The organism is Pseudomonas antarctica (assembly GCF_900624995.1).
Taxonomy (GTDB): Bacteria; Pseudomonadota; Gammaproteobacteria; order Pseudomonadales; family Pseudomonadaceae; genus Aquipseudomonas; species Aquipseudomonas antarctica.
Genome location: NZ_UYXQ01000004.1, coordinates 95,782 through 122,455, shown reverse-complemented (window position 1 = coordinate 122,455; position 26,674 = coordinate 95,782). Strand labels below are relative to the sequence as shown.

Sequence of the window (26,674 nt, the reverse complement as noted above, 5' to 3'; positions counted from 1 at the left end):
CGGGCGCAAACTGCTGGAGTACAGGTATCAGAATGCAGAGGGGGCTGTGGGTGCTAGCTCGCGAAGGCGGTGTATCAGTGATGCATGTAGCAACTGAGACTGCGCCTTCGCGAGCAAGCCCACGCCCACATTGACTGAGGTGTGTCAGTCCTCGGTGGGAGGGGTCAATCTAGCCCGTCGATTTTCCTGAAACCAATGCAGCGCAATCAGGAACAGCGTCGGCACACCCAGCAAGCAGGTGATCATAAAGAAGTTGTGATACCCGAACTTCTCCACCATCACCCCCGAATACCCGCCGATCAAGCGCGGCAGCAACAGCATGATCGAGCTGAGCAGGGCGTATTGGGTGGCGGAGAACTTGAGGTTGGTCAGGCTCGACAGGTAGGCAACGAACGCTGACGTGGCCAGGCCAGAGCTGAAGTTGTCCAGCGAGATGGTGAAGATCAGCATCTGCAGGTCGGGGCCCATGTCGGCGAGCATCACGAACAGCAGGTTAGTGGCGGCCGAGGCGATACCGCCGATAAACAGGATCGGCAGAATCCCGAAACGTACGATCAGCAGGCCGCCCATACCGGCGCCGAGCAGGGTCATGATCAGGCCGAAGATCTTGCTGACTCCGGCAATCTGGTCTTTGGTAAAGCCTTGGTCGATATAGAACACGTTGGCCATCACGCCCATTACCGTGTCGGACATGCGATAGGTCGCAATCAGCCCGAGCAGCAGCAACGCCTGCCAGCGGTAGCGCAGGATAAAGTCGTTGACCGGCGTCAGCACCGGTGCCAGCCCCCGGCGACCCATGGTCGACAGGCACAGTGCGGTGAGGATGATATAGAGGATGGCGCGCAGGAACGCGCGGTCTTCCATCAACAGCTCCCACAGGCTTACGCCGTGGAACAGCACGCTGGCGAAATCGGTGTTGTACAACTGGGTGAACATCGCCGGGACCGACACCAGCAGCACGATCAGCACAAATACAGAAACTAGCTGATGCGCGAAGCTGTAGCGGCCGGCCTGCAACTGGGTGCGCAGTGGCACATTGGGCTCGCGCATGAAGAAGGTGGTCAGCAGCGCCGGGATCATCAGCAAGCCGAACAGCACGTAAGTGCCGGTCCACGCTGAGTGTTTATAGTTGAAGCCGGTGGAGCCGAAGCCTTCGGCGAAAAACAGTGCCCCGGCTGTGGCCAGCAGGGCGGCGATGCGATAACCGGACATATAGCTGGCGGCCAGCGCAGCCTGGCGGCTATCGTCGGCGATTTCCAGGCGGTAGGCATCCACCGCGATGTCTTGGGTGGCCGACGCGAAGGCGACGATTACGGCAATGGCGATCAGCCAGGACAGGTGTTTTTGCGGGTCGCAAAAGCCCATGCCGATCAACCCGAGGATCACCAGCGTCTGGGCAAGTACCAGCCAGGAACGACGACGTCCGAGTTTACCGAGCAGCGGTAAGCGCCATTGGTCGAGCAGCGGCGACCAGACCCATTTGAAGGCGTAGGCCAAGCCGATCAGGCTCGCATAACCGATGGTCTCGCGGGCCACACCGGCCTCGCGCAACCACACGGAAAGCGTCGAGAACACCAGCATGTAAGGCAAGCCGGCGGCGAAACCGAGCAACAACAACACTAACGTCGAGGGGCTGGCATAGGCGGCGAGCGCGGCGCGCCAGGTTTTACGGGGCATGGGCTGGAGTCTGCCTCAGATTTGCGGAAACAAAGCGCGCACTCTAACCGCTGTGCTCTACCGGGCGCCAGCCATGACGCTGAATATCAACGCGATTGTTCAGGATACTGACACCTTCGCTGCGTAAACGCGCACGTTGCTCGTCGCCTGAGGCACTGCCCACCGGCAAACTTATCCGACCACCGGCGCCCAGCACCCGATGCCAGGGTAGCCGGGTGTCGTCGGGCAACTGGCTCAGCGTGCGCCCGACCCAGCGGGCAGCGCGGCCCAGCCCGGCCAGGTGCGCCAATTCGCCGTAGCTCACCACGCAGCCTTCGGGCACTTGCGCCAAGGTCAGGTACAACGACGTGCGGCGCATTTCGGCCAGGCTTTGGGGGATATCGGCGGGTTGATTCACTGTGGGCATCGTCAGGGTCTTTGTAAGAAACGTCTGTAATCATGCTGTTGAGAATTGAACTCAACATAAATCCTTGAGTCAGTCCTAGCTATCTAACACGATAACGCCCCCCTTTCGCCAACCTTGAGCCCCGAATACGCTTATGTTGTCCAGAACCCTGCTGTGCCTTGCTGTTTTCAGCGCCTCCACGCCCCTGCTCGCCGACACCGTCTGGTTGAAAAACGGTGACCGCCTGACCGGCAAGATCAAAGTCTTCGACGGTGGCAAGTTGCTGATTCAGACCAACTACGCAGGGGCAATCCCGGTGGACTGGAAACAGGTGAAAACCCTGGAAAGCGATCAGGAACTGCTGGTCAAGCAGGACGCCTACACCGGCGAGAAGGCCAAATCCTTGAAAGCGGCGGAGGACGGCAAGGTGGTGCTTGCCAATGGCGAGGCGCCGAAGACAGTTGAGTTGGCAAGCATCCAGCAAATCATCAAGCCCAAACCTGTGATCGAAGACTTGGTGTGGAAGGGCAATGTCGACCTGGCACTCGACTACAAGCGTGCCGACAAAGACACCAACGACTACGACATCGACTTCAAGACCACCGCCCGTCATGGTCAGTGGCGCCATACCGGCCAGGGCGAATACAACCGCGAGTTCCAGGACGACGTCACCACCACCGACAACTGGGCGTTGGAATATGACCTGGACCGCTTCATCACCGAGCATTGGTACTGGCAGGGCCGTCTGACCTACAAGCGTGACAAGGTTGAAGACTTGTCCCGCCAGCGCACCGTCGGTACCGGCCCGGGTTACCAATTCTGGGATGATGAGCTGGGTGCGTTCTCCCTCGGCTCGTTGGTAAACCGCACCGATTATGAATATGAAAACGGCCGTAAGACCAACTTCTATTCCCTGGCCATGAAGTGGAACTACAACCGCTACCTCGTAGGCAAGACCGTGGAGTTTTTCACCAACGGCGAGGTGGGTAAGCCGCTCTCCGGGCCGTCCGAATACTCCTTGGATGCGGAAATGGGCCTGCGTTACAAAGTCACCGAATGGGCTTCGCTTAACCTCAAGGCTGAGCGCGACATCATCAGTGGCGAATCGCAAAGCAGCTTGAGCAAGACCCGTTACACCGCAGGGTTTGGCGTGGCCTGGTAAGAGCACTCTGGCAACCTGCGCGGATATTGATTACCTTGTGTTGAGATCCATTCCCATACGCTATGGGCGGCGGAATACCCGAGGAGTCATACGTTGAGCGCGCACGTTGCCAAGAACGCCCGAGAGCTGTTGCTCAAGGAATACCGTGGGGCTCTCTCCACATTGTCCAAAGCCATGCCCGGGTTTCCCTTTGGCTCCGTCGTGCCGTACTGCCTCGACGAACAGGGCCGCCCGCTGATCCTGATCAGCCGCATTGCCCAGCACACCCATAACCTGCAAAAAGACCCCAAGTGTTCGCTGCTGGTGGGTGAGCGCGAGGCCGACGATGTGCAGGCAGTGGGGCGCCTGACCTACTTGGCCGAAGCCGAGAAGCTCGAAGACGCCGCTGCCATTGAAGCGGCCGCCGAGCGTTATTACCGCTACTTCCCCGATTCGGCCAACTACCACAAAGCCCACGATTTCGACTTTTGGGTGCTCAAGCCGGTACGTCACCGCTATATAGGTGGGTTTGGCGCGATTCATTGGGTCGACCAACTGACCTTGGCCAACCCGTTCTCGGGCAAGGCTGAGCGCAGCATGATCGAGCACATGAACAGCGATCACACCCAGGCCATCGCGCATTACGTCGACCTGGCCGGTTTGCCGATCACCGAGCCTGCGCAATTGGCCGGCATCGACAGCGAAGGCATGCACCTGCGCATTGGCCAATCCTTGCATTGGTTGCCTTTCGCGGAGCCTTGCAATAATCCGACACAAGTACGCGAAGCCCTGGTTTCATTGGCTCATGCTGAGGTATGGCCGAAAAAAGAGCCTGCCAGCGCTTGAATTCACGAAACGGCGACGTCATCTAAGGTGGACTGGCAAGGCATTCTTGCGTTGAGGAACCATTTGATGCGCCCTTTTTTATTGCTCTTTCTGCTATTCCCGGTGTTGGAGCTGTTCGTATTCGTTCAAGTCAGCGGTGCGATCGGGTTTTTCCCGGCACTGTTACTGATCATTCTCGGCTCGATGCTCGGCATTCTGGTGCTGCGCGTCGCCGGCCTGGCGACGGCGTTGCGTGCTCGTGAAAGCTTGAACCGCGGCGAACTCCCAGCCCAGACCATGCTTGAAGGCCTGATGATGGCCTTGGCTGGTGGCCTTTTGATCCTGCCGGGTTTCATCAGCGACGTGGTCGGCTTGGTCATGCTGCTGCCGTTTACCCGCAAGCTGCTGGCCGGCAAGATGCGCCAGCGCGCCGAGGAGGCGGCGATTCGCCAACGTGCGTTCGCCGATGACCTGCAACCCCGTGGTGGCCCGGCCCCACGCCAGCCGTTGGGGCGTGAAGGGGATGTGCTCGAAGGCGAGTTCGAACACCGCGACAGCAAATAACCGCTATATGGGCACGGCACCTTCGGGTGCCGTGTTGCTTTTGGTCGCCAGCAGACACAAAAAATTTCCGCTGCGGCCCCTTGTAATAAGCTTATGCGCCCTTATGTAACGGTCACCGCAAGGTTTCTGGTGGCGACATCAGACAGACTTCCGCGACTTGCTTGGCGAGGCGCGACCGGCACAGCCGGAATACAACCCGCCGGTACCGATACCGGCCGATGCAAAACACAATTAGGAGAGATCGACAATGAGCAAGCTTCGTCCTCTGCACGACCGCGTCGTAATCCGTCGCAGCGAAGAAGAAAAGAAAACCGCTGGCGGTATCGTTCTGCCAGGTTCGGCTGCTGAAAAAGCCAACCACGGTGTGATCATCGCTGCTGGCCCAGGCAAGGCTCTGGAAAACGGTGAAGTACGTGCGCTGGCTGTGAAAGTGGGTGACAAGGTTGTTTTCGGCCCTTACTCCGGCAGCAACACTGTGAAAATCGACGGCGAAGACCTGCTGGTAATGAGCGAGAACGAAATTCTCGCCGTTCTGGAAGACTGATTCCCCGCGCATTTTCCCGTTACTACAAAGTATTTAAGGAATATCGATCATGGCTGCTAAAGAAGTTAAATTCGGCGATTCCGCCCGCAAAAAAATGCTCACCGGTGTCAACGTCCTGGCTGACGCAGTAAAAGCGACCCTGGGCCCTAAAGGCCGTAACGTGATCATCGAGAAGAGCTTCGGCGCTCCGACCATCACCAAGGACGGCGTTTCCGTCGCTAAAGAAATCGAGCTGAAAGATCGCTTCGAGAACATGGGCGCGCAGCTGGTCAAAGACGTTGCCTCCCGTGCCAACGATGACGCAGGCGACGGCACCACCACTGCTACCGTTCTGGCTCAGGCCATCGTCAACGAAGGCTACAAAGCCGTCGCTGCCGGCATGAACCCGATGGACCTCAAGCGCGGCATCGACAAGGCGACCATCGCCGTTGTCGCTGAGCTGAAAAACCTGTCCAAGCCATGCGCTGACACCAAGGCTATCGCTCAGGTAGGCACCATCTCCGCCAACTCCGACAGCTCCATCGGCGACATCATTGCCGAAGCCATGGAAAAAGTCGGCAAAGAAGGCGTGATCACCGTTGAAGAAGGCACTGGCCTGGAAAACGAACTGTCGGTTGTAGAAGGCATGCAGTTCGACCGTGGCTACCTGTCCCCGTACTTCGTTAACAAGCCAGAGACTATGGTTGCCGAGCTGGACAGCCCGCTGATCCTGCTGGTCGACAAAAAGATCTCCAACATCCGCGAAATGCTGCCAGTACTGGAAGCCGTTGCCAAAGCCGGCCGCCCACTGCTGATCGTTTCCGAAGACGTTGAAGGCGAAGCCCTGGCGACGCTGGTTGTGAACAACATGCGTGGCATCGTTAAAGTTGCAGCCGTGAAGGCTCCAGGCTTCGGCGACCGTCGCAAGGCCATGCTGCAGGACATCGCCGTGCTGACCGGCGGTACCGTTATCTCCGAAGAGATCGGCCTGAGCCTGGAAAGCGCTACCCTGGAAAACCTGGGCAGCGCCAAGCGCGTGACCATTTCCAAGGAAAACACCATCATCGTTGACGGTGCTGGCGTAGAACAGGACATCCAGGCACGCATCACTCAGATCCGTGCTCAGGTGGCTGAAACTTCCTCGGACTACGACCGTGAAAAACTGCAAGAGCGCCTGGCCAAGCTGTCCGGCGGCGTTGCAGTGATCAAGGTTGGCGCTGGTTCCGAAGTTGAAATGAAAGAAAAGAAAGCCCGCGTTGAAGACGCCCTGCACGCAACCCGTGCAGCCGTTGAAGAAGGCGTGGTACCTGGCGGTGGCGTTGCGCTGATCCGTGCCCTGGAAGCTTTGGTTGATCTCAAAGGCGACAACGCTGACCAGAACGTCGGTATCGCTGTACTGCGTCGCGCTGTTGAAGCACCGCTGCGTCAGATCGCTGCCAACTCCGGCGACGAGCCAAGCGTTGTGGTCAACGAAGTCAAGAACGGCAAAGGTAACTACGGTTACAACGCCGCAACTGGCGTCTACGGCGACATGATCGAAATGGGCATCCTGGACCCTACCAAGGTGACTCGTTCCGCATTGCAAGCAGCGGCCTCCATCGGCGGTCTGATCCTGACCACCGAAGCGGCGATCGCTGAGGCACCGACTGAAGGCGGCTCGGCTGGCGGCGGTATGCCAGACATGGGCGGTATGGGCGGCATGGGTGGTATGGGCGGCATGATGTAAGCCAGCCTTACCCAGCACCTGAAAAACCCCGCCTGCAGTGATGCAGGCGGGGTTTTTTTATGCGCCGCCGATGAGTCAGCCGATAGAGCGTCGGCGCAACAGCCTCTTGAAAGTCATGCCGCGTGCCAGGGTCAATTGGGCATTCGACACCAGTGCCAAGGGTTGCGATGCAGCAGCTTCGTAGAATGGGTGAGCGACAGGCAGGTGCGCGAGTTTTTCAGCGGCGGTGGCTCTGGGCCTCCTCCGGCGCTCGGCTGGCACCACCGAGCCCTGCGTGCTTGGGGGCCAGGTATTGGCACTTGGGTTTTTGTCTGGTGCCCGTTGCGATGGCGGGTGTGTGATCGCCTTACCGGGCAAGAGTGAGCCGGTGATGATGCATAACGACAGCATCAGTGTGAACACATGCTTTTTGGGGGGACGCATGAACGGGCTCTCCAACCTGGGGTTCAGGCGGCAGAGAGTACGAGCAATGGCCGCGCCTCGCTGTCACAGGCTGTAACACGCTTTCTACAGCGGGCGCAGCGGCAACACCAACGACAGGCGTGCACCGCCCAGCGGGCTGCGGGCTGCCGACAATTCGCCGCAGTGCCACTGGGTCGCACGTTTGGCCAGCGCCAGGCCGAGGCCGAAGCCGCCGGGTGCATCGCCGCCCATGGCCAGGCGTACAAAGGGCTCGAACATCTTTTCGCGGTTCTCGGCCAAGATGCCGGGGCCGTCGTCGTCTACATGCAACACCAGGTGGTGTTGGCCATGGTAGGTGGCACTCACGCACACCTGATCGCGGGCATAGGTGATGGCGTTGCTCAACAGGTTGCGCACGATCAGGTGCAGCAAGGCGCGGTCGCCGATCAGTTCAAGGTGGGCTGGCTCGGTTTCCAGGCTCAGCCGGCGATGGTGCCCGTCGAGCAGGGCAAACTCCTGGTGCAGCCAGTCACACAGGTTGATCGGTTCATGCTGCAAATCGCTCGGCGCACCGGCAAGGCGCGCAAACGCCAGGCTGGCACGCACCAAGGCTTCGAGCTCTTCGACATCGGTGAGCAAGCGTTCCTGCAGGCGGGTGCGGGTGAGCGGGTCTTCGCTTTTGCCCAGCAGCGATAAGGCAAAGCGCATGCGCGCCAGGGGCGTGCGCAGTTCGTGGGATACGGCCTGAGAGACTTCGCGATGGCGCTCGCTCATGGCGCTGATCTCTCGCGCATGTTGTTGCAACGTCAGCAGCAACGGCGTCCATTCCTTGCTCATGGCGGGCAACATCACGTTCGGGCTGCGCGCAAGGGTGCCCAGGCAGGTCTTGAGCGTGTTCAGCTCGGCGTTGCGTCGCCGATGTACACGTAAACCCACCCCGAGCAGTAGCAGGACCGGCAAGCCTGCGACGCAGGCGGTGATCCAGAAAACCGGAAATTTCAGCAGGTCCTTGACCTCGGCGCTTCCCCACATGGGGCCGAATCGGATCACGGTATCGTCGTCAAGCGGGAAGTAGCTGATGTCTTCGTCGCTGTTCAGCGCCGGTTGTTGATGCTCCAGCATGACCATGGCTTCCGGCGGCAGCTCGACGTCGTCCAGCGTGATCAAATTCACCGGGTACTGAAAGTGCGCGCGCAGCATGTCCATCCGCGCTTCCCGTTGGTCGGCGGGCAAGCCTTTGAGCTGTTCGGCCACCAGATAACCTGGCCCGGCCATCAGGCGCAAGAAGCTGTCTTCACCGACAAACACTGAGGCGTTGGTGCACAGCCACAGCAGATAAAGCGTCAAGCCGGTCCAACCCGCGCCGGCCATCGCCACCATCCAAGGGCGCAGTTTAGATAACATGCGCAGCTTCCTGCGGGATTTCGACGAACAGGTAGCCTTGGGCCGTGATGGTCTGAATGGTCACGGGGCAATCCAGGCTCATCAGTTTTTTACGCAAGCGCGATACGCGCATATCAATGGAGCGATTGAGCCCGTCGTATTCCAGGCCGCGCAGGCTTTGCAGGAGTTTTTCCCGCGTCAGCAAGACGCCGCAATGGCGGGCAAAAATCGCCAGCAACTCGAACTCTGCGACCGAGAACTGCAAGGGCGTGTCATTCAGCCAGGCGAAATGGCTGTTCAGGTCCAAGCGAAACGCGCCCCACTGGTAATACGCGCGCGGGGCTTGCGGGTGGCGGCGCAGCAGCGAGCGAATCCTGGCCAGCAACAGCAATGGGTCGACAGGCTTGACCACGTAATCGTCCGCCCCGACGTTGAACCCGGTGAGTTGCTCGGCGTTTTCGTCCAGTGCGGTCATCATCAGAATCAGCCCGGGGTACTCGTCGCGAATCTGGCGGCACAGGGTGAAGCCGTCGATACCCGGCAGCATCACATCCAGGATCAACAGCGCAGGCTGCTCGTCGCGAATGCGCTGGGCGGCACGGTCGCCCCGGTGCTCAATGGCGACGGTGAAACCTTCGGCGCGCAGAAACTCCGCAGTCAGCGCGGCCAGTGGGCGGTCATCTTCAATCAGCAGCAGGGTGTTAGACATGAAAGGGCGTCGTCGCCGGAGAATGGCGCAAGTGTTACGCCCTTGCCCTGTGGCAGGCAAGGGCTCAAGTGGGCTGTCAGCGGGCGCTGATCGCGGGAGCCTCATCCTTTGGCGCTTTCCAGCTCAACAATTGCTGTTTGAAGTCATAGCTGGCGGCCTGGTAGTAAGTAATTGCCCGTTGGATCAGCGGGTCATCACCGCCCACCCGCAATTCCTGGCTCTCAGCCAGGGCTTGGTCGTGGCGACGCAAGGCCATGCGTGGGCTGAGGATCGCCAGGTCTTTGCCGTCAAACAAGCCCAGGTGCTGGTAGTTGCCCACCACCACGCGCGGTGGCAGCGGGTTGTCTTGCAGCAGGTTGCGGCCAAAGAAGGTCGACTCGTAGCTCAGGTTGATCAGTCCCAACAACGTGGGCGCAAGGTCGATTTGGCTGGCCAGTTGCGCAGTTTCCCGGGCGTCGATCAGCTTGGGTGCATAGATGAACAGCGGGATCTGGTAGTTGGCGATGGGCAGGTCTTCCTTGCCTGCGCTGCCAGCGGTGTGGTCGGCGACGAACACAAAGATAGTGTTATCGAACCAGGGTTTCTGGCGCGCCGCGTCGAGGAACTCACCGATGGCGTGGTCGGTGTATTTCACCGCGCCGTCACGGCCGTTGCCGGATTTGATATCGATGCGCCCTTCCGGGTAGGTGTAGGGGCGATGGTTGGAGGTGGTCATCAGTTGCAGCAAGAAGGGCTGCTGCTTGGCGTAATCGGCGTCGGCCAGTTTCAGGGTTTCCCGGTAGAGGTCTTCATCGGCCATGCCCCAGGCGTTTTTGAACGAAATGTCTGTTTCCGGCACGCTGCTCTGGTCCACGACCCGATAACCGTTGCCGCTGAAAAATGCGTTCATGTTGTCGAAGTAACCGCGCCCACCATAGACAAACACGCTGTCATAACCGATAGCACTGAGGTGTTGGCCAAGGCTGGCGAAACCGCTTTCACGGCCGATGCGCTTGACGATCGAACGGCCGGGCGTGGGTGGAATCGCCAGGGTGATCGCTTCAAGGCCACGGTCCGTGCGGGTGCCGGTGGCATAGAAGTTATTGAAGTACAGGCTTTGTTTACGCAGGGCATCCAGGTTGGGCGTGAGGTTGCGCCCGTCGCCGTTGCTGCCCATGTACTTGGCGCTGAAGCTCTCGATGGTCACCAGCACGATGTTGGGTGTGCGCAAGGTGCCTGGGTTGGTGATTACGCGGCGGATGTCCAGTGGGTCTGTGCCGATAAAGCGTGCGTTGGGTTCGCTGAGTTCGGCGCGTAATTGTTTGGCGACCACCTCAGTGGGCAGGCTCTTGTAGAACTGGGTGTAATCCAGCTCATTGTTACGGAAGGCGGCGAAAAACTGATAGGGGCCGTTACTGGCCAATTCATTGTTGTAGGCGTTACCGCCTTGGGCGCGAGGGCTGTCCTGGCTGATCAGTTGCAGGCTGAGGCCGGCGACTACGAACAGGCCCAAGGCGCTCAGCAGCCGCCCACGCATCGGCGGCACAGGCGCGTTCATCGCGCTGTTAAAGGGCTTGCGCAGGACCACGCTCAACACAATCGCGAGCATTGCCAACAGGCTGAGCAACTTGCCGATCGGGTAGGACTCGAGCAGGTTGTTCATCACCTCGTTGGAATACACCAGGTAATCGACGGCGATAAAGTTGAAGCGCACGCCGAATTCATCCCAGAACAGCCATTCGGCCACTGACGTGAACAGCATGGCGAACAGACTGACGGTCAGCACCGCCTGCAGGAACCAGCGGTGGCCGCGGCGGCGCCACAATGCGGGCGGGCAGAGCAGTAGGTACAGCCCCAGCGGCAAGGCGGCAAAGGCCAGGAAAGCCAGGTCGTACACCAAGCCCACGCCAAATACCGGCAGCAGGTTGCCACCGACTTCGTCCAGATGGGTAACAAGCAGCACGCTGCGCGTGAGCAGAAAAACAACCAGCCAGGCACCGCTGACAAGCAGCAAAAAGCGCATAGGCGCTGTTTTGAGAAACCCCATGTCCATATTCCTTATATCGATGGGTACGATCTTCGGTCAGCCACTGTAGTCAGTGTGTGAAGCTATAGTGAAAAACTTGTCGGTTTGCGTGATTGGTTGAAAACATTTATCGATGCACGCCACAGGTCTATCCCTGAGCCTCACTTGGCCTTAAGCTGCGCGAGCCAACAAGGCTGGCACGAAAGAACGGAGACACTGCCCATGCGAATTCTATTGGTTGAAGACAACCGCGATATTCTGGCCAATCTGGCCGACTACCTGGGGCTCAAAGGCTATACAGTGGACTGTGCGCAGGACGGTTTGTCAGGCCTGCACTTGGCTGCTACCGAACATTACGACTTGATCGTACTCGACATCATGCTACCCGGCATCGATGGCTACACCCTGTGCAAACGCCTGCGTGAAGACGCCCGTCGCGACACACCGGTGATTATGCTCACCGCCCGCGACCAGTTGGATGACCGGCTGCAGGGCTTCAAGTCCGGCGCTGACGATTACCTGCTCAAACCCTTTGCCTTGTCGGAATTGGCAGCACGCATCGAAGCCGTGCTTCGCCGTGCCCAAGGTGGTGGACGCCGCGCCCTGCAAGTGGCTGACCTGCATTACGACCTCGATACTCTGGAAGTCACCCGCGAAGGGCGTTTGCTCAAGCTCAACCCGGTGGGTCTGAAGTTGCTTGCGGTGCTGATGCAGAAGAGCCCGCACGTGCTGCGTCGGGAAATTCTCGAAGAAGCGCTGTGGGGTGATGACTGCCCTGATAGCGATAGCCTTCGCAGTCATGTTCACCAACTGCGCCAAGTGATCGATAAACCGTTCGCCAAGCCGCTGCTGCAAACGGTTCACGGTGTGGGTTATCGCCTGGCCGAGGGACGTGATGGAGTTTAAGCAAAGCCTTGCTCAGCGGATCATCATCGCTTTTGCCTTGATGAGTGCGTTGGTGGCGGGGGCGTTCGCCATGGGCATCATTGCGACGGTGCACCTGGTGGAAGAAAAGTTGATTTCGGCAGGTCTGGGCGGCGACTTGCAACGCCTGTTACTGATGGACAGTGTCGAGGATTGGAGCCACCGGCCGGAGCCTGACCAGCTGTTCTATTTCAGTGGCGGGCCTGGAGATTTCGAACTGCCCAAGGATTTGCGCCACCTGGAACCGGGCTTTCATGAGGTGTTTCGCGAGTCGCTGTCGTACCACGCTATGGTCGAAGTGGTGGATGGCCGGCGGTATGTACTGCTGCAAGACCAGAGCGATTTCGAAGAGCGCGAGCGCGTGTTATTTGCCGTGGTGCTGGTGGGCTTTGTGCTCAGTCTGGCGCTGGCGGTGTTCCTAGGTTGGGTATTGGCCCGTAAAGTGATGGCGCCGGTTGTGCGTCTTGCCCGCCAGGTGCGTCATCGCGACCAGTTGCTTGGCCTGGCGCCGCCACTGGCACCGGATTATGCAGCCGATGAAGTCGGCGAGTTGGCCGTGGCCTTTGACGCCACGCTGGGCCGCTTGCGCCAGGCGCTGTCCCGCGAGCAATTGTTTACCAGCGATGTAAGCCATGAATTGCGTACCCCGTTGATGGTACTGGCCAGTTCTTGCGAACTGCTGCTGGAAAATCCGGCGATTGATCAGCGCGGTCGCAACCAGGTACTGCGAATCGCCCGTGCCTGTGAAGAGATGCGCGAACTGGTGCAAACCTTCCTGATGCTGGCGCGAGCCAAGCATGATGATGCGGCCATGTCACCCCAAGTCAACCTGACTCAGGTGGCCGACGATTTGCTCGGCATTTGGCGCGAGCCCATCGAGCAAAAGGGCTTGGAACTGATCTACCTGCCGGGTAACCCCTTGGACACCCGCTACAACACCACCTTCTTGCACGCAGTGATGGGTAACCTGCTGCGCAATGCCCTGCATTACACCGAACAGGGCTTTATCCGGCTGACCCTCGAACCCAGCGGGTTCGTGGTGGAAGACTCCGGGGTCGGTATTCCGGAAGACAAACGTGAAGCGATGTTCGAGCCTTTCGTGCGTGGCAGCGAGAAGCGCGGCGAGGGCCTGGGCTTGGGCTTGTCGTTGGTGCAACGCATCTGCGAGAGCCAAGGCTGGAGCGTCAGCTTGAGCACGATGGAACCTCACGGATGCCGCTTTCATGTCGAGTTGAGCCAGGTCAAATCCTGACTTCCCACCCTGCCGCTATCCTGCGGCAGATGCCGTGCTTTTCGGCGAAGATGGCCCCATGCCACCGATTGTTTCTGTAAAGTCTTGAAATGTATGAGATTGGACAGGACAAGTTTTTCACAACGGGTTGACCTGTTGATCACAGTTAGCTGCTTAAGGTTGTAGGCAACAGCTACTGGAGATCCGTTGATGTCTACCCCGATCAAGCTCGATTTTTCTGAAAAGTACGACGATCAGCACGCGCAGAATTATTTGCTCAAGCATCAGGACAATCTGGCTCGCCGGTTGTCCCACAAACGCGACGAGCAATTGGCGCGTGGTGCGTTGGCCATGGCTGGCGAGCCGGGCCTGGTGCTGGACTTGCCATGCGGGGCCGGGCGTTTCTGGCCGTTGCTGGCAGAGAAACCCAACCGTGTGATTATCGGGGCTGACAATTCCGAGTCGATGCTGAAGGTCGCGACCGTCGCTCAGCCGGCGGACGTGGTGAAACGGGTACGCCCTATGCATACCTCTGCGTTTGACATCGATTTGCCTGATAGCTCGGTCGACAGCATTTTCTGCATGCGCTTGATGCACCACATTGGTGATCCGGAGCACAGGCTGGCGATTTTGCGGGAGTTTCAGCGGGTTACTCGCGATAGCGTGATTATTTCGCTGTGGGTGGATGGCAATTTCAAGGCTTGGAAACGCAAGCGCGCCGAAGTGAAACGTCGTAGTAAAGGTGAGCAGGGAGGTTACCAAAACCGGTTCGTGTTACCGGCTGCTACTGTTGAGGCAGAGTTTGAGCAAGCCGGTTTCCGTGTTCAGGAATCCCTGGACTTCATACCGCTTTACGCCATGTGGCGTGTGTATGTATTGCGTAAGAGGTAACAGGATGGCAGTTGAGTGCGTAGTAGGCAGTCATGTAGCTCCCGAAGAACGGTTTGATTTTTTTTGGCGCCAGCAGGGCGAGTGGGTTGAAGAGCCTAATCGTCGACGCGGTGGTGAAAGCGGTGTGCAACGTGTGGTGAGCCCTAACGGCCGCTTGCTCTATAGCAAACGCCAGACCGGGCATATCTATCGCAGTTTACTGCACCCGTTCGGGCGCCCGACTGTGTTGCGTGAACGCGATGCGCTCAAGGGCCTGCGCTCATTGGATGTACGGGTGCCGGAATTGGTGTTCTGCGAGGCGCGTCGCGACCCGGAACATCAATGGAAGGCGCTGTTGGTGACGGCGTCCCTTGATGGTTTCGACGAGATCGAAAAATGGTATGCCGCCGGTGGCCGTGACCAGTACGGCGAGGTGGTGCATGAGCGCTTGCTCAAGGAAGTGGCGGGCACCCTGGCGCGAATGCACAAGGGCCGCTGGCAGCATGGTTGCTTGTACATCAAGCACATCTTTGTACGGGTGACGGGTGAGGGCGACTCGGCCAACGTGGAAGTAGCGTTGTTGGATTTTGAAAAGTGCCGTCAGCGTTTGACCGCTTATCGGGCCGCGTCCCATGACATGCAGCAACTGCGGCGCCATTCGTCGTGGAGTGATACTGACTGGAAAAAACTCAGCTACTTTTATGAAACGGCGTTTGGCAGCGCTATCAAGGGTTTAACCAGATGAAGCTAGAAATAGCACGAGGTTTGTTCCTGGTCGGGGCGTTGGGCATAGCCGCCCTCGCGCTGGCTGCGTGGGAACAGCCTCGCACACAAGTGCTCAGTGCGGTGCAAGGTAGTGGGCAATGCCTGTTACCGCGCGTCGCCAAGGCGAGTGTGGCGGTCAAGCCTGATCATGACTTGTTGTTGTTCATGTTTGGGATGTCTCAGGGCATGAGGCCGCAGAGTTGAAACGATTCAAACCCCCGGGAAAGGGCCTTGCGATGTGAGGCCCTTTTTTTTGTGTGTGGGGGGGGAGATACATATCCGTTGCTGCGGTAATCGTGGTTAACGGGGCCTGTCAGATCGAGATCAAAAGCAGAGCACGGCGGCCTAGTAGCCGACCTGAGTGGTAGTAGCAAAAGCAGAGCAAAAACACGGCAGAACACTCTCTGCCTGATGTACTGAGATCCCAATGTGGGAGCGGGCTTGCTCGCGAAGGCGGTGGGTCAGTCAGCTCATATGTAACTGACCCACCGCCTTCGAGAGCAAGCCCGCTCCCACAATTTTGACCGAGTTCGGCTGCCAGTACCGCAGTGCTTTGCTTTTCTGTGGGAGCTGGCTTGTCGGATCGCCGCACCGCTGCGATGCAGGCACCTCGGTGTATCAGGCATAACCAGTTGATGCCATCGCAGGCAAGCCAGCTCCCACATTGGATTGAGTTCAGCTTCAGATATCAGGTCGGCTGTCAGGCCGCCTCGGTTTTGCTTTTGATTTAACCACTCAGGTCGGCTACTAGGCCGCCGTGCTTTTGATCTTGATCTTAGGCGCCCCGTTAAACCACACGGTCCAAAGCCTGCGTGCGGGCACACCGAGCCTAAGCGAGGTGCCGCGTGGTGGGGCGAAGACCTTTTGCTTACTTTTGGGTTTTTTCAAAAGTGAGCCGCCGTAAGGGCGGAACCAATAGCCGCCGTTACCGCAGCAACGGATATGCCCCCAACCCAACAACGTCAAACCAGATGCAAATGGTTATCCCAAAAACCCGAAGGCAATTCCAACGGCTTAGCGACCAACGGCGTCTGCCGGCAGTCATAAAACCGGCAACGCCCCTGGCCTGAAGTCACCACAAACCCATCCGCCACCGCACCTACCCCGGCACAGTCAGGCAACGGTCCATCCAGGCGCAGTTCACCACTGTCCATATCCCAGATAAAAAACCGATTCCCCCGTGGCGCCGTCAACGCCACCAACCGCAACTCACTGTGCACCGCGACACTCGCGGTGTAATGCCCCATCGCCTGCAACTGCTCATCCGCCACCGCAAACGCCACAAACGGCTGCCCCGGCCGCTTGATCGCGAGCAACTCCGACCGCTCCTGCGACGGCCCCATAAATTGCTGCCCCGTGAGAATAGTGCCGTCGCTGGCAATCCCCATATGACGCACGCTGTTCATCTGCTGCCCCAGCGTTTCCTTGCTGATCAGGCTGCCATCGCGATGCATCAACACCAAGCTCGGCGCCATGGCATTGAGGTTCATCTCTACCCGGCTTTCAGCCTCGGTGCGAATCCCGCCGTTGGCCACCACCAAGGTCTCACCATCAGGCATCCACGACACCTGATGCGGCCCAATACCGTGGGTGGAAATCTCCCCACTGTGCACCAGCCGCTCACCTTCGAACTTATACACACCCAACACCCCACGGCCCGGGTCGGACGTGTCGTTCTCGGTCGCATACAGCCAGTCGCCGCTCTTGTGGATCACCGCATGCCCATAAAAGTGGCGGTTGGCATTCGAGGTGATGGTCTGCAGCAGCGCGCCATCGCGCAGATTGATCAGGTAACTCTCGGTGCCCGGGCGACGGGCGACGAACAGCGCAATCGGCACCGTCGGGTGGTTGATGATGTCGTGGCAACGTTGGCCGACCTGGGTGGCAAACACCTGCTTGCCGTCCAGGCGATAACCCACGGCATAGTGCTTGCCGTTCGCATCATCCCGTGCGGACAGCAGCAGCGGGCTGTTCGAGCCCTTCTGCTTGAACAACGTCCAACCGCCCAACGTGAGTGCGCTGAGCAGCACGCTGCCCACCGCCAAAGCCTGTCGCCTGAGCATCATCAGTCACCGTCGTTGGCGTTAAAGCCCAGTTGGATGCCCAGCGCCTTGGCCAACTCGCCTTCGTGCAGGCGGTGGACGACGTTGAGGCTGTCGTAGAGGTCGTTGAGCTGCTGGCGCCCGGCGTCGTCGGCCAACAGTTCATTCAGTGTGCGCTGGTTGCTGGCGAACAGTTTCAGCGACGCGGCATAGGCGGCGTCGATCTTGTCGGCCAACGGTTTCTGGTCCGACGGCAGCAAGCCACGCAGGCCTTTGTTGTCGACACCGGCCCACACGGTTTGGGCGGCAGCGAGGCTGGCTTGCAGGCTTTGCAGGGACGACTGGCTGCGCCACGCATCGGCCTGGAACGGTTGCGCGATACCCTTGGTCTGGCGGCCCATCGGCGTACCGAGTTTTTTCTTCAGGGTGTCCAGCGCGGTGACTTGCACGCGCAGCAGATCGGCGATGGCTTCATGGGAGTCGGCGTAGCGCTGGTTCGGGAACTTGGTCATCTGCGCGAGCATGCCGTCGGTGCTGTTCCAGCTGGCCAGGATCTCTTCGGCCAGGGCTTTCTGGCGCTCGCCGATGGCCACCAGCAGCGGGCAGTAACGGGCTTTCTGTGCTTCGTCGGTGACGTCGGTCTTGGCGTCGTAGAGGATGTATTCGTAGGCCGACAGGCCTTGTACCACGACGCTGGATTTGGCCAGGGCGGCGCCGTCGATCTGCGGCTGGGCGGTGACCAGTTGTTCCACTTGGCGACCTACCAGGTTTTTCTTGTCTGGCCAGAACTGCACTTGCCACGAACGGTTGCCCTCGGCCAACGGGCCGATCAGCAGCGGTTGCAACTCGGCCCAGGCTTTTTGCGCGTGCAGGAAGTCGGCGCGGGCGGTCTCCAGGCTTTCCTTGCCCTGGCAGTAGGCGAGGGCGCTGACGGCCAACTGGCGGTCGGCGTCAACCCAGCGGCTGTAGGTGGGCAGGATCACTTGCTTGGCGATGGCTGCCGAGGTCACCGCTTGCGGGTCCTGCGGCGAGCAGGCGCCGAGGGCGAGGGCGGCCAGGCTGGTGAACAACAACTTGGGACGAAACATGTCGAGCTCCCTTCGGTAAGTGGGGCAACGCTTATAAAGAATTCAGGAACGCCAGCAACGCGGCACGCTGCTCGGCATTAAAGGACAACACATGCTGCTGCGCCGTCTGTGCTTCACCGCCATGCCACAGCACGGCTTCGAGCAGGTCGCGGGCGCGGCCGTCATGCAAAAACTGGGTGTGGCCACTGACGGTCTGCGTCAGGCCAATGCCCCACAGCGGCGGGGTGCGCCAGTCGCGGCCACCGGCTTTGAATTCGCTGCGGTTGTCGGCAAGGCCTGGGCCCATGTCGTGCAACAGCAGGTCGCTGTAAGGGCGGATCACTTGGTTGGCCAGTTCGGGCTCGGCGGCGTTGGCGGCCGTGGTGAACCTTGGTTTATGGCAGCCCTGGCAACCGGCCTGGTAGAACAGGTTTTTCCCGGCCAGCACCTGCGGCGTGTTGACGCCACGGCGCACCGGTACGGCGAGGTTGCGCGTGTAGAACAGCACCAGGCGCAGGATGTTATCGCTGACTTCCGGCTCGCCATCGGGGCCATTGCCGTTGGGGGCCTGTTTGCAGGCGACTTGGGCGTCGGTGCAGTCATCAAAGGGTCTCAAGGAGGTGGTGAGGCCCATATCACCAGAAAACGCGTGAACATTTTGTTGATTGAGGTTGGGTTGCCCGGCTTTCCAGCCGAAGCGTCCGAGCACGGTTTTCTGCTGGGCATCATCCCAGACCCAATTGGCGCGGCCGACGATGGCTTCTTTATCGGCAGTTTTCGCGTCGGTATTGCGCAGCACGTCGGCGTCGCTGATGGCTTCAAGCAGGCCCAGGCCGATCATCGGCGGCGCGATACGCGCCGAGAAGCGTGTATCCGGGTGCATCGGGCCGTAGCCGAGCTGGGTGATTTGCAGGGCCGGCTTGCGCAGTTCGACCACGGTGCCGTCCTTGAACGTCACGTTGACCGGTGTGTAGTCGACCCGCACTTTGCCTTCTGGCACTACACCCGGCACGGCCATGTCTTGCAGCTGCCCGCCGTAGACCGGCTCGGGCACGACGCCGAGCTGCTCGATAAGCTTGGCGAGGGCGGGAGTGTCCGGGATGGAGAGGCGCACCAGCATCGACACCGCATTGGGCGCATCGGGCAGCGGCGGGTGGCCACGGCCGTCCTTGATATGGCAGTTCTGGCAGCCGTTGGTATTGAACAGTGGGCCCAGCCCATCACGCGCGGTGGTGGTGGACGGCGCGATTACCCAAGGGCTGCGAAAGAAGCTGTTACCAACACTGAAGTCCAAGCGGCGGGTCGGCGCCAGATTGGCCGAGGGCAGAGAAAATGCGTTCTGATCGCGCTTGTTCACCGTCGTCGCACCGCCCGCCCGCGCTTCACCAGGCTCAGCCTTCGTGAAACGAGGGGCGTCATCGCAGGCAGCCAGGCTCAAAGCCATCAATGCTGCAGACAGGCGAAATAGCGAACGGAGCATCAAGTTTCCTGAAGCGATGGCCAAAATTAGGCCGCAAAGTCTAACAGGGCGGGGCGGTTTGAATAAGAGCAATTATCGTTTGGTCGAATCCGATTCATTCCCGCTAGAATGGCCGCACATTTTTCTCTGGAGGTGGCCAATGCAGGCTCTCGACGCTTTGCTCAACCGTGTTTCCGTGCCGCGTTTGCTGGAACCGGCACCGACCCAGGAGCAGCGCGATGTGCTGTTCGCCGCCGCCATGCGTGCACCGGACCACGGCCAGTTGCGCCCATGGCGTTTCCTCACCGTAGAAGGCGCCGCCCGCGAGCAGATGGGCACGCTGTTGGCCCAAGCCGTGCGTCTGCAGGACGCCGACGCCCCGCAAGCCGTCATCGACAAGGCCCAGAACGGCCCGTTGCGCGCGCCGCTGGTGGTGGTGGTGATTGCTCGCTTGCAAGCGCATTTCAAGGTGCCGAAATCCGAGCAACTGCTGGCGGCTGCCTGCGCAGCTCACGGTATTTTGCTCGCGGCCTACGCCCAGGGGATTGGCGCGGTGTGGCGCACGGGGGAGTTGTCCTACTCCGCTCACGTGGCTAAAGGCCTGGGGCTGACGGCGGATGAGGAAGTGATTGGCTTCCTTTACCTGGGCACGCCGCAGAACCCGCCGCGTACTGCGCCAAAGGAAGATGTGGCAGCGTTTGTTCAGGCCTGGACTGGCCTTTAAGCCTTACACGGTCAATGTGGGAGGCAACAAGCCCCCTCCCACATTGACCTGTTGTGTTTCTTAAACCTTGAACTGATCCATCAGCTTCATCTGCTGGCTGGCCAATGCATTCAGCTGACTGCTGATGGCCGCCGATTCGGTCGCCTGGCCGGTGAGGGTTTCAGTCACGGTACGGATCGCCGAGACATTACGGTTAACCTCTTCGGCCACAGCGCTCTGTTGTTCGGCGGCGCTGGCGATTTGCAGGTTCATGTCGCTGATCACCGTGACCGCGTCGCTGATTTTGCCTAACGCTTGCACCGCTTGATGGATCTGCCCGGCATTGCTCTGGGCTTGGTGTTGGCTGGAATGCATGGTCGCCACCACGCCACGGGTGCCGCTCTGGATCCGCTCGATCACCAGGCGAATTTCCTCCACCGAATCCTGGGTGCGTTTGGCCAGGTTACGTACTTCATCGGCCACCACCGCAAAACCCCGCCCGCTTTCGCCGGCGCGCGCGGCTTCGATAGCTGCGTTGAGTGCCAGCAGGTTGGTCTGCTCGGCAATGCTGCGGATCACTTCCAGCACCGAGCCGATCTGCTCGCTGTTGACTGCCAGGGCTTCAACTTCGCCTACGGCCTTGCTGACTTCTTCGGCGAGGGTGGTGATGTCGCGGGTGCTTTGTTCAATGATTGCCATGCCGTCACGCGCCGACTGGTCGGCCCCGCGCGCCGCGCTGGCGGCGTTGGACGCGCTGTTGGCCACGTCGTGAGCGGTGGCGCTCATTTCATTGGAGGCGGTGGCCACCTGATCGATCTCGCGGAACTGCACCTGCATGCCTTCGCTGGTCTGGCGTGCGATGGCGGACGACTGATCCGCCGTGCCACGCGCTTCGGTGATGCTTTGCTTGATCTGCGCGATGGTCGGTTGCAGCTTGTCGAGGAAGCGGTTGAACCAGTTCGCCAACTCGCCCAGTTCGTCCTTCTTGGCATAGGTCAAGCGTTGGGTGAGGTCGCCTTCGCCGCTGGCGATGTTCTTGAGCATCGCGGCCACGGTATTGATCGGGCGGGTCACGCCGGTGGCCGTCAGCCAGATCAGCAGCAAACCGAGCAGGGCGGCGACGGCGCCGACCAGCAAGGCCTTGAGCGTGCCGGTAGCCTGGGCTTTGTCGAGTACATCTTGCAGTTTCAAGGTATCGGCCAGCATTACGGTTTTCGGCAGTTTGATCACGACGCCCCACGACTTGGCGTCGGCAATCGGCTTGACCGGGTACACGGCGCGAATCGTGGCGTCTTGCTCGCGGATTGTGCGCGTGTCATTGGTCAGCAGTTGCACAATCTCTTTGCCCTCGGCACCGAGGGAGTCGATCAGGTTCTTACCGACCTTGGCCGGTTCACCGCTGTAGGCCGCAATCAAACCGGTGCTGGAGAGAATCTCCAAGTGTGCGGCGCCGTCAAACAGTTCTTTTTGTGCGGCATCGGTCATCGCCTGCAGTGTATTGAGCGACAGGTCGATACCGACCACGCCGATGACCTTGCCGTCGACGATCAACGGTAGCGAGATAGTGGTCATCAGCATCTGCTTGCCGGCCACCTCATCGGAATACGGGTCCAGCAGACAAACGTTGCGCGTGTCGCGTGGGCAGGTGTACCAGATGTTGTAGGGCGTGCCGCTGAGGTTGGGGGTGGTTTTGGTCAGGTCTTCCTCGACCATTACCGTGTTCAGGCCTTCACCGCCGGCGCGGCTCCAGTAGCTGGAGAAGCGACCTTTTTCATTGGATACGCGGGCTTTGTCGTCGACAAACTCGCTGTCCTTACCATCCAGGCCGTCGGGTTCAAACGACAGCCAGATACCCAGCACCTTGCTGTTGCGCTCGAAGGCGGTTTTGAGGCTCTGATTGAGTTCTTCACGCAGCGCGCCGGCTTCCAGCCCGCGTTTGGCTGCCGTGATGCGCAGGCCCTTGATCTGGTCGGCCAGCGCCGTGATCACTACCAGGCTTTCGCCAAAAGTTTTCTGCAGTTGCACGGCCTGTTCGCCGGCCTTGGCCTGCAGCAGATTCTGCACACTGTTTGTGAGCATTCGCGAGCTTGAATCACTGACCAGTCGGTTGTTCTGATCGGCCTCGTAGAGGTTGACGCCGACGACCAGTGCGATCACCCCCACCAGGCAAAGGCCGGACAGCAGCACGATTTTCAAGCGGATAGAGAGGGTGTCGAACATAGGTTCACTCGCGATTGGACTTGTTGAAATGCTAGCAGGGCGAGCCAAGTCCATTCGGCGCTATGTCCGAAACATCGGCGTAAAGGAATGTTTCATGAGGGAAAGGCGATGAGCGGTAGGTAAAAGACTACATGCCGCGTTATACGGGCGTTGCGAGCCGTTCCGGGCGTGTCCAGATCCACAGGTTACCCAGGCTCATCCCGGCGATCGCCAGGTACATCGGCCAGCCGTGATTAAGCATCACCAGCATTAAGATAGCGCACAGCAACATGCTGACGGTGGCGCTGACCTTGGCCCTGCGCGCGATGATCTTGCCATTGCGCCAATTGAACAGGATCGGGCCGAAGAGCCGGTGGTTTTCCAGCCAGGCGCTCAGGCGTGGCGAGCTTTTAGTGGCGGCCCAGGCGGCGAGCAAGATGAATTCGGTGGTGGGTAAACCCGGTATGACAATCGCCACCAGCCCAATGCCCAGGCTGACGTAGGCCAGCAGGCCGAAGAGGATCTGCGCGATTTTTGAGGTGGATTGGGTTTTACCGGTCATGGGTTAAGTGATCACAGAAAATCAGTTTGAAATGAGATCCAAATGTGGGAACGGGCGTGCTCGCTCCCACATGTTTAATCGCATTCCAGCCGTCAGGCCAATTCAGGAGCGCTAGCGTACGCCTGTTCCAGCAGCACGGTGAAGCGCACAAACGCGTCGATCGCACCTTTTTCTACCGCGACGTCTTCTTCGGCGCTCAATGCCAGGCCATCGAGGGTGCGGGTGAAGCTTTTCCAGCCTTCAGCGCGACCACCGGCCGGTTCGCCGAGGTGTCGGGCGCCGAAGGTTTCGCTCAGGCCCAGGCCCACAGCGCGTTTGATCAGAAACGCCGCGCCGAGCTTGGAACCTTCGGACACGAACAGCCAGCCCAGGGCTTCGGCCTTGCTTGGGTTTTTCACGGCGCCGGCGACCGGTGCCGGCACTTCGGTGTCCAGGTCGCCCAGGTCCAGCTTGGCGGCTTCGGCGCGGCAGCGTTCAGCCAGATCCGGGACGATCTTGATCAGCTCGGGGTCGTTGTACAAGGCCACCAGCTCCGATTGGAACAGGTATTGCGCGACCACAAAGCGAGCGAAGTTGGCTTGGGTTTCGAACGGGGCGTGAGCCTTGACCAGCGCATCGAGCTTGGTGTGAGGCTCATTAGTGATTTGGTTCAGGCGCTGGGAGCGCAGCTTTGGGCGTTCTGCGGTAGGGGAAGCGGTCATCGAAAAAAGTCCTTGAGAAGAGTAGCGCCTGGGTGCCCTAAAGAGAGCGGTTATCAACTAGACGAACAAGAAGACGCGTCACAGTAAAAAATCCTCACCTCGCCAGTGAAATACTGGCGAGGTGAGGAGGCGGCATTTGGGTGAAGTGCTATCAGATGTCCCAGATCAGGTTGATCGCGAAGTTGCGGCCGGGCTGGGTCAGGCGGTCGAGGTTGGCTGGCGCGGTTACACCCGCTTCACCGACGCCGTCGTAGCTGCGTACGTCGTCCCAGTTCCAGTATTTCTTGTCGGTCAAGTTGTAGAGGCCGCCGTTGATGGTCACATCGTGGGTGACTTTGTAGTAACCGGTCAGGTCGACGATGCCAAAGCCTGGGGTTTTGAACGGCGCACGGGTGCTGCCATCAGGTGCGTGGAAGGTCGTGCTGTCGACGCGGTTCTGTTTCTTGACCAACGTCCAGCTGACCAACGCGCCGTATTGCGCTTGCTCGTAGCCCAGGCCGAATACGCCTTTTAGTGGGTTAACGCTGTTGAGCGGCTCGCCGTTGTCGTCGTTGCGGCCGTAGGTGTAGCCGACCGAGCCCTGGGTGTAGAGGCCTTGCGGCGCGCCAAAGGCGTCGAGGTTCAGGCGCCCTTTGGCTTCAACCCCCTTGATAGTGGCGTGCCTGATGTTGTTGGCTTCGAACGTTTGCACATCGCCGCCGGCGACCGAGGCGTCTTCGTCGATAAAGTCGCGGTACTTGTTGTAGAACACCGCGATGTCGAAGGAACCCTCGTCAAAATTGCCGCGAATCCCGGTTTCGATGCCCTTGCTGGTTTCCGGTTTGAGGTCTGGGTTCGGCTCGACGGTGTAGCCCAGGTCGAGGTTTTCAAAGCGCCCATAAAGCGCTTTGGCCGATGGGGTGCGGAAGCCCTCAGCGTATTGACCGAACCAGGTGTATTGATCGGTCAGCGCATAGGTCAGGCCGAATTTTGGCGTCACACGGTGCCAGATTTTTTCCTTGTCGCTGACCGGGTATGCACCGGTCGGGTTCACGGTGTTGAGGAATGCCTGCGTCAGTTTGGGTTTGAGCTGGGTGTAGTCATAACGCACAGCGGGCAAGAAGGTCCATTTGTTCCAGGTGATCTGGTCCTGCGCGAACAGCGAGTAGGTGTTGATAGTCGGGTCGGGGAAGTCGCTGGACTTCTTCACGCTGTCGCCGGCGGAGGGGCTGGGAGCGCCGATAGCTGTGCAGCCCGAGCCGACGGCGAGGCAGGAGGCTGAACCTTCGCGGGAGCCGGTGACTTTCTGCTGCTTGAGTGTGGTGCCGTAGGTTACCTGGTGATCGGTTTCACCGAGGCTGAAAGCCTTGTCCAGTTGGGCGTCGAAGACCCACTGTTTTTCTTCGTAAAGCGTGTCACGGGTGCGCAATACGCGACGACCCGCCTGGTAGATTTCGGCGGTGGTCTGGTCGGTCTTGGCGATCTGGTAATTGAGGCTGGTCTTGATGCGGTCGGCCATCGGCGACTCGAGGGCAAAGGTGTTTTCCAGGCCGAAGCGCTCACGGGTGATGGTGTCGTTGCCCGAGCGGGCCCGGTACAGATTCATCCCCCGACCACCGATGAACGGGCCGCCCACGGCGTTTTTCAAGTTTACGTCGCGGTCATCCTTGAACTTCTCGTAGGTCAGGCCCAGACGGTTGTCATCGCCATAATTCCAGCCCAACTTGGCCAGGATGTTGGTGGTGCGCGCGTCTTCGGGGTTGGCGCCGGTACGGGCCAGGCCGGTGGCGTTGTTGCCGTCGTAGGATTGCATTTCATGGCCGTTGCGCTGGCTCAAGTGCAGCAAGCCGTCGAAGTCCTGCACACGGCCAGCGACGGTGCCGCTGGTCAGCCAGCTGTCGTCGGCGGAGCTGTAGCCGGTTTTCAGGCGGGCGCCGAAATCCTGGCCGGGCTTGATGATGTCATCCGGGTCGAGGGTGAAGTAGCTCACCGCACCGCCGATGGCGCTGCTGCCGTACAAGGCCGAGGCAGGGCCGCGCAGGATTTCCACACGCTTGACGATTTCCGGGTCGACGTAGTTGCGGCGCGTCTTGGCGTAGGGGCCGTTGAAAAAGTTGTCCGGTACTTCCACACCATCCACCTGGGTGAGGATGCGGTCGCCATCGATGCCGCGAATGTTGTAGCCCGCGTTGCTGGCCCGGGTGCCCGCGCCGCCGACCGACACGTTGGGCTCGTAGCGCACCAGTTCACGCAGGGTGTTGACGTTCTGGCGGTCCAGTTCTTCACGTTCGTGCACGGTGACGGTGCTCGGCACGCTGTTGACGGTCTGCTCGTTACGCGTGGCGCTGATGGTCACCTGTTGCAGGTTGAGCACGCTGCCGGCCGCGCGTTTTTCCAGCACGATGTTGTTATTGCCCAGTTTGCGGTAGCTCAGGTTGGTCCCCACCAACAGCCGGTCCAGGGCTTTTTCCGGCGACAGCGGGCCGCGCACGCCAGGGGACGACACACCCTGGCCCAGCTCTGCCGGCAGGCCGACTTGCCAGCCGGTCACAGCGCTAAACGCATTCAGGGCGGAGACCAGCGGCTGCTGCTCGATGCTGAAGGTGTAGTTGCCGTGGCTGCGGGCGACCGGCTCGGCGGCAGTGGCGGCCATGGCTGGCGCGCTGGCCAGCAGGATGGCGGCGGTCAGAAGGGACAGAACGGGCGAAGAAGACCGGCGGTTGAAACGAGAGGACATCGAGAGCGCTCCGGAGGTACGAATCTTATAGTTGCGAACCGAATCAAATAGGAATCAGTTGCATTGGCTATAACGAGACGTACCGCCGGCTAACA

At 59.8% G+C, this 26,674-nt stretch carries 24 protein-coding genes; 11 read left to right on the top strand and 13 right to left on the bottom strand.

Annotated elements, in window-relative coordinates:
- Positions 1-144: 144 nt before the first annotated feature.
- Both E0F99_RS04530 and E0F99_RS04525 read right to left on the bottom strand, forming a co-directional pair.
- Positions 145-1,677 (bottom strand): AmpG family muropeptide MFS transporter, encoded by a 1,533-nt coding sequence (locus E0F99_RS04530; RefSeq protein WP_083356927.1) that lies wholly within the window; start codon positions 1,675-1,677, stop codon positions 145-147.
- Between the two features lie 43 nt (positions 1,678-1,720).
- Entirely contained in the window at positions 1,721-2,083 is a 363-nt protein-coding gene (locus E0F99_RS04525; RefSeq protein ID WP_083356928.1) for an MGMT family protein, read from the bottom strand.
- Between the two features lie 133 nt (positions 2,084-2,216).
- Here E0F99_RS04525 and E0F99_RS04520 point away from each other — a divergent pair, with 133 nt between their 5' ends.
- The 5 genes from E0F99_RS04520 to groL all read left to right on the top strand — a co-directional run bounded on the left by E0F99_RS04520 (position 2,217) and on the right by groL (position 6,841).
- On the top strand, positions 2,217-3,224 hold the full coding sequence (locus tag E0F99_RS04520) for a DUF481 domain-containing protein (protein WP_083356929.1): 1,008 nt from the start codon (positions 2,217-2,219) through the stop codon (positions 3,222-3,224).
- Between the two features lie 93 nt (positions 3,225-3,317).
- Entirely contained in the window at positions 3,318-4,049 is a 732-nt protein-coding gene (locus tag E0F99_RS04515) for a HugZ family pyridoxamine 5'-phosphate oxidase (RefSeq protein ID WP_083356930.1), read from the top strand.
- A 66-nt stretch (positions 4,050-4,115) separates the two neighbouring features.
- A complete protein-coding gene (locus E0F99_RS04510) occupies positions 4,116-4,592 on the top strand; it encodes an FxsA family protein (RefSeq protein WP_083356931.1) in 477 nt (158 codons plus the stop codon).
- A 247-nt stretch (positions 4,593-4,839) separates the two neighbouring features.
- Positions 4,840-5,136 carry a co-chaperone GroES gene (locus E0F99_RS04505; RefSeq protein ID WP_083356932.1) on the top strand — a complete coding sequence of 99 codons (297 nt, stop codon included), beginning with the start codon at positions 4,840-4,842 and terminating at the stop codon, positions 5,134-5,136.
- A 49-nt stretch (positions 5,137-5,185) separates the two neighbouring features.
- Positions 5,186-6,841, top strand: coding sequence for a chaperonin GroEL (gene groL / locus E0F99_RS04500; protein WP_083356933.1), 1,656 nt, complete (start codon positions 5,186-5,188; stop codon positions 6,839-6,841).
- A 75-nt stretch (positions 6,842-6,916) separates the two neighbouring features.
- Here groL and E0F99_RS04495 read toward each other — a convergent pair whose 3' ends face one another.
- The 4 genes from E0F99_RS04495 to E0F99_RS04480 form a co-directional block, all read right to left on the bottom strand.
- Entirely contained in the window at positions 6,917-7,264 is a 348-nt protein-coding gene (locus E0F99_RS04495; RefSeq protein ID WP_083356934.1) for a hypothetical protein, read from the bottom strand.
- A gap of 84 nt (positions 7,265-7,348) precedes the next feature.
- A complete protein-coding gene (locus E0F99_RS04490) occupies positions 7,349-8,647 on the bottom strand; it encodes a sensor histidine kinase (RefSeq protein ID WP_083356935.1) in 1,299 nt (432 codons plus the stop codon).
- A complete protein-coding gene (locus E0F99_RS04485) occupies positions 8,637-9,335 on the bottom strand; it encodes a response regulator (protein WP_083356936.1) in 699 nt (232 codons plus the stop codon). Before E0F99_RS04485 ends, E0F99_RS04490 begins: the two co-directional genes overlap by 11 nt.
- Positions 9,336-9,411: 76 nt before the next feature.
- Positions 9,412-11,361, bottom strand: coding sequence for an LTA synthase family protein (locus tag E0F99_RS04480; RefSeq protein ID WP_083356937.1), 1,950 nt, complete (start codon positions 11,359-11,361; stop codon positions 9,412-9,414).
- Positions 11,362-11,562: 201 nt separating this feature from the next.
- Between E0F99_RS04480 and colR the strand changes: the two genes are divergently transcribed.
- The 5 genes from colR (at position 11,563) to E0F99_RS04455 (ending at position 15,334) form a co-directional block, all read left to right on the top strand.
- Positions 11,563-12,246 carry a two-component system response regulator ColR gene (gene colR / locus E0F99_RS04475; protein ID WP_016975511.1) on the top strand — a complete coding sequence of 228 codons (684 nt, stop codon included), beginning with the start codon at positions 11,563-11,565 and terminating at the stop codon, positions 12,244-12,246.
- Positions 12,236-13,516, top strand: coding sequence for a sensor histidine kinase (locus E0F99_RS04470; protein ID WP_083356938.1), 1,281 nt, complete (start codon positions 12,236-12,238; stop codon positions 13,514-13,516). The genes colR and E0F99_RS04470 overlap by 11 nt, the downstream gene beginning before the upstream one ends.
- 189 nt (positions 13,517-13,705) lie before the next feature.
- On the top strand, positions 13,706-14,386 hold the full coding sequence (locus tag E0F99_RS04465) for a class I SAM-dependent methyltransferase (protein ID WP_083356939.1): 681 nt from the start codon (positions 13,706-13,708) through the stop codon (positions 14,384-14,386).
- Positions 14,387-14,390: 4 nt separating this feature from the next.
- Entirely contained in the window at positions 14,391-15,110 is a 720-nt protein-coding gene (locus E0F99_RS04460; RefSeq protein WP_083356940.1) for a lipopolysaccharide kinase InaA family protein, read from the top strand.
- Positions 15,107-15,334, top strand: coding sequence for a hypothetical protein (locus E0F99_RS04455; protein ID WP_053257809.1), 228 nt, complete (start codon positions 15,107-15,109; stop codon positions 15,332-15,334). Before E0F99_RS04460 ends, E0F99_RS04455 begins: the two co-directional genes overlap by 4 nt.
- Positions 15,335-16,092: 758 nt before the next feature.
- Here the strand turns inward: E0F99_RS04455 and E0F99_RS04450 are convergent.
- The 3 genes from E0F99_RS04450 to E0F99_RS04440 are packed head-to-tail and all read right to left on the bottom strand — an operon-like array spanning position 16,093 to position 19,719.
- Positions 16,093-17,193 (bottom strand): DUF1513 domain-containing protein, encoded by a 1,101-nt coding sequence (locus E0F99_RS04450; RefSeq protein WP_083356941.1) that lies wholly within the window; start codon positions 17,191-17,193, stop codon positions 16,093-16,095.
- A gap of 2 nt (positions 17,194-17,195) precedes the next feature.
- Complete coding sequence (locus tag E0F99_RS04445; protein WP_083356942.1) at positions 17,196-18,260, bottom strand: imelysin family protein; 1,065 nt, start codon at positions 18,258-18,260, stop codon at positions 17,196-17,198.
- A gap of 31 nt (positions 18,261-18,291) precedes the next feature.
- Positions 18,292-19,719 carry a di-heme oxidoreductase family protein gene (locus E0F99_RS04440; protein ID WP_083356943.1) on the bottom strand — a complete coding sequence of 476 codons (1,428 nt, stop codon included), beginning with the start codon at positions 19,717-19,719 and terminating at the stop codon, positions 18,292-18,294.
- Between the two features lie 139 nt (positions 19,720-19,858).
- Here E0F99_RS04440 and E0F99_RS04435 point away from each other — a divergent pair, with 139 nt between their 5' ends.
- The gene (locus tag E0F99_RS04435; RefSeq protein ID WP_083356944.1) at positions 19,859-20,422 is read left to right on the top strand and encodes an NAD(P)H nitroreductase; all 564 of its coding nucleotides are present in this window, start codon (positions 19,859-19,861) and stop codon (positions 20,420-20,422) included.
- Between the two features lie 60 nt (positions 20,423-20,482).
- On the opposite strand, the gene E0F99_RS31345 is transcribed toward E0F99_RS04435, so the two are convergent.
- The 4 genes from E0F99_RS31345 to E0F99_RS04415 form a co-directional block, all read right to left on the bottom strand.
- Positions 20,483-22,621 carry a methyl-accepting chemotaxis protein gene (locus E0F99_RS31345; protein WP_083356945.1) on the bottom strand — a complete coding sequence of 713 codons (2,139 nt, stop codon included), beginning with the start codon at positions 22,619-22,621 and terminating at the stop codon, positions 20,483-20,485.
- Between the two features lie 139 nt (positions 22,622-22,760).
- Positions 22,761-23,162 (bottom strand): YbaN family protein, encoded by a 402-nt coding sequence (locus E0F99_RS04425; RefSeq protein WP_083356946.1) that lies wholly within the window; start codon positions 23,160-23,162, stop codon positions 22,761-22,763.
- Positions 23,163-23,254: 92 nt separating this feature from the next.
- Positions 23,255-23,863 carry a biliverdin-producing heme oxygenase gene (locus E0F99_RS04420; protein WP_083356947.1) on the bottom strand — a complete coding sequence of 203 codons (609 nt, stop codon included), beginning with the start codon at positions 23,861-23,863 and terminating at the stop codon, positions 23,255-23,257.
- A gap of 151 nt (positions 23,864-24,014) precedes the next feature.
- A complete protein-coding gene (locus E0F99_RS04415) occupies positions 24,015-26,579 on the bottom strand; it encodes a TonB-dependent receptor (protein ID WP_083356948.1) in 2,565 nt (854 codons plus the stop codon).
- Positions 26,580-26,674: the final 95 nt, after the last annotated feature.

What these genes read in the sequence shown, in the direction of transcription:
- E0F99_RS04460 (WP_083356940.1), top strand. Translation starts at nt 14,391, where the DNA reads ATGGCAGTTGAGTGCGTAGTAGGCAGTCATGTAGCTCCCGAAGAACGG.
- E0F99_RS04490 (WP_083356935.1), bottom strand. Translation starts at nt 8,647, where the DNA reads ATGTTATCTAAACTGCGCCCTTGGATGGTGGCGATGGCCGGCGCGGGT.
- groL (WP_083356933.1), top strand. Translation starts at nt 5,186, where the DNA reads ATGGCTGCTAAAGAAGTTAAATTCGGCGATTCCGCCCGCAAAAAAATG.
- E0F99_RS04440 (WP_083356943.1), bottom strand. Translation starts at nt 19,719, where the DNA reads ATGCTCCGTTCGCTATTTCGCCTGTCTGCAGCATTGATGGCTTTGAGC.
- E0F99_RS04505 (WP_083356932.1), top strand. Translation starts at nt 4,840, where the DNA reads ATGAGCAAGCTTCGTCCTCTGCACGACCGCGTCGTAATCCGTCGCAGC.
- E0F99_RS04420 (WP_083356947.1), bottom strand. Translation starts at nt 23,863, where the DNA reads ATGACCGCTTCCCCTACCGCAGAACGCCCAAAGCTGCGCTCCCAGCGC.
- E0F99_RS04465 (WP_083356939.1), top strand. Translation starts at nt 13,706, where the DNA reads ATGTCTACCCCGATCAAGCTCGATTTTTCTGAAAAGTACGACGATCAG.
- E0F99_RS04470 (WP_083356938.1), top strand. Translation starts at nt 12,236, where the DNA reads ATGGAGTTTAAGCAAAGCCTTGCTCAGCGGATCATCATCGCTTTTGCC.
- E0F99_RS04495 (WP_083356934.1), bottom strand. Translation starts at nt 7,264, where the DNA reads ATGCGTCCCCCCAAAAAGCATGTGTTCACACTGATGCTGTCGTTATGC.
- E0F99_RS04520 (WP_083356929.1), top strand. Translation starts at nt 2,217, where the DNA reads ATGTTGTCCAGAACCCTGCTGTGCCTTGCTGTTTTCAGCGCCTCCACG.
- colR (WP_016975511.1), top strand. Translation starts at nt 11,563, where the DNA reads ATGCGAATTCTATTGGTTGAAGACAACCGCGATATTCTGGCCAATCTG.
- E0F99_RS04445 (WP_083356942.1), bottom strand. Translation starts at nt 18,260, where the DNA reads ATGTTTCGTCCCAAGTTGTTGTTCACCAGCCTGGCCGCCCTCGCCCTC.
- E0F99_RS31345 (WP_083356945.1), bottom strand. Translation starts at nt 22,621, where the DNA reads ATGTTCGACACCCTCTCTATCCGCTTGAAAATCGTGCTGCTGTCCGGC.
- E0F99_RS04480 (WP_083356937.1), bottom strand. Translation starts at nt 11,361, where the DNA reads ATGGGGTTTCTCAAAACAGCGCCTATGCGCTTTTTGCTGCTTGTCAGC.
- E0F99_RS04450 (WP_083356941.1), bottom strand. Translation starts at nt 17,193, where the DNA reads ATGCTCAGGCGACAGGCTTTGGCGGTGGGCAGCGTGCTGCTCAGCGCA.
- E0F99_RS04435 (WP_083356944.1), top strand. Translation starts at nt 19,859, where the DNA reads ATGCAGGCTCTCGACGCTTTGCTCAACCGTGTTTCCGTGCCGCGTTTG.
- E0F99_RS04525 (WP_083356928.1), bottom strand. Translation starts at nt 2,083, where the DNA reads ATGCCCACAGTGAATCAACCCGCCGATATCCCCCAAAGCCTGGCCGAA.
- E0F99_RS04415 (WP_083356948.1), bottom strand. Translation starts at nt 26,579, where the DNA reads ATGTCCTCTCGTTTCAACCGCCGGTCTTCTTCGCCCGTTCTGTCCCTT.
- E0F99_RS04530 (WP_083356927.1), bottom strand. Translation starts at nt 1,677, where the DNA reads ATGCCCCGTAAAACCTGGCGCGCCGCGCTCGCCGCCTATGCCAGCCCC.
- E0F99_RS04485 (WP_083356936.1), bottom strand. Translation starts at nt 9,335, where the DNA reads ATGTCTAACACCCTGCTGCTGATTGAAGATGACCGCCCACTGGCCGCG.
- E0F99_RS04455 (WP_053257809.1), top strand. Translation starts at nt 15,107, where the DNA reads ATGAAGCTAGAAATAGCACGAGGTTTGTTCCTGGTCGGGGCGTTGGGC.
- E0F99_RS04510 (WP_083356931.1), top strand. Translation starts at nt 4,116, where the DNA reads ATGCGCCCTTTTTTATTGCTCTTTCTGCTATTCCCGGTGTTGGAGCTG.
- E0F99_RS04425 (WP_083356946.1), bottom strand. Translation starts at nt 23,162, where the DNA reads ATGACCGGTAAAACCCAATCCACCTCAAAAATCGCGCAGATCCTCTTC.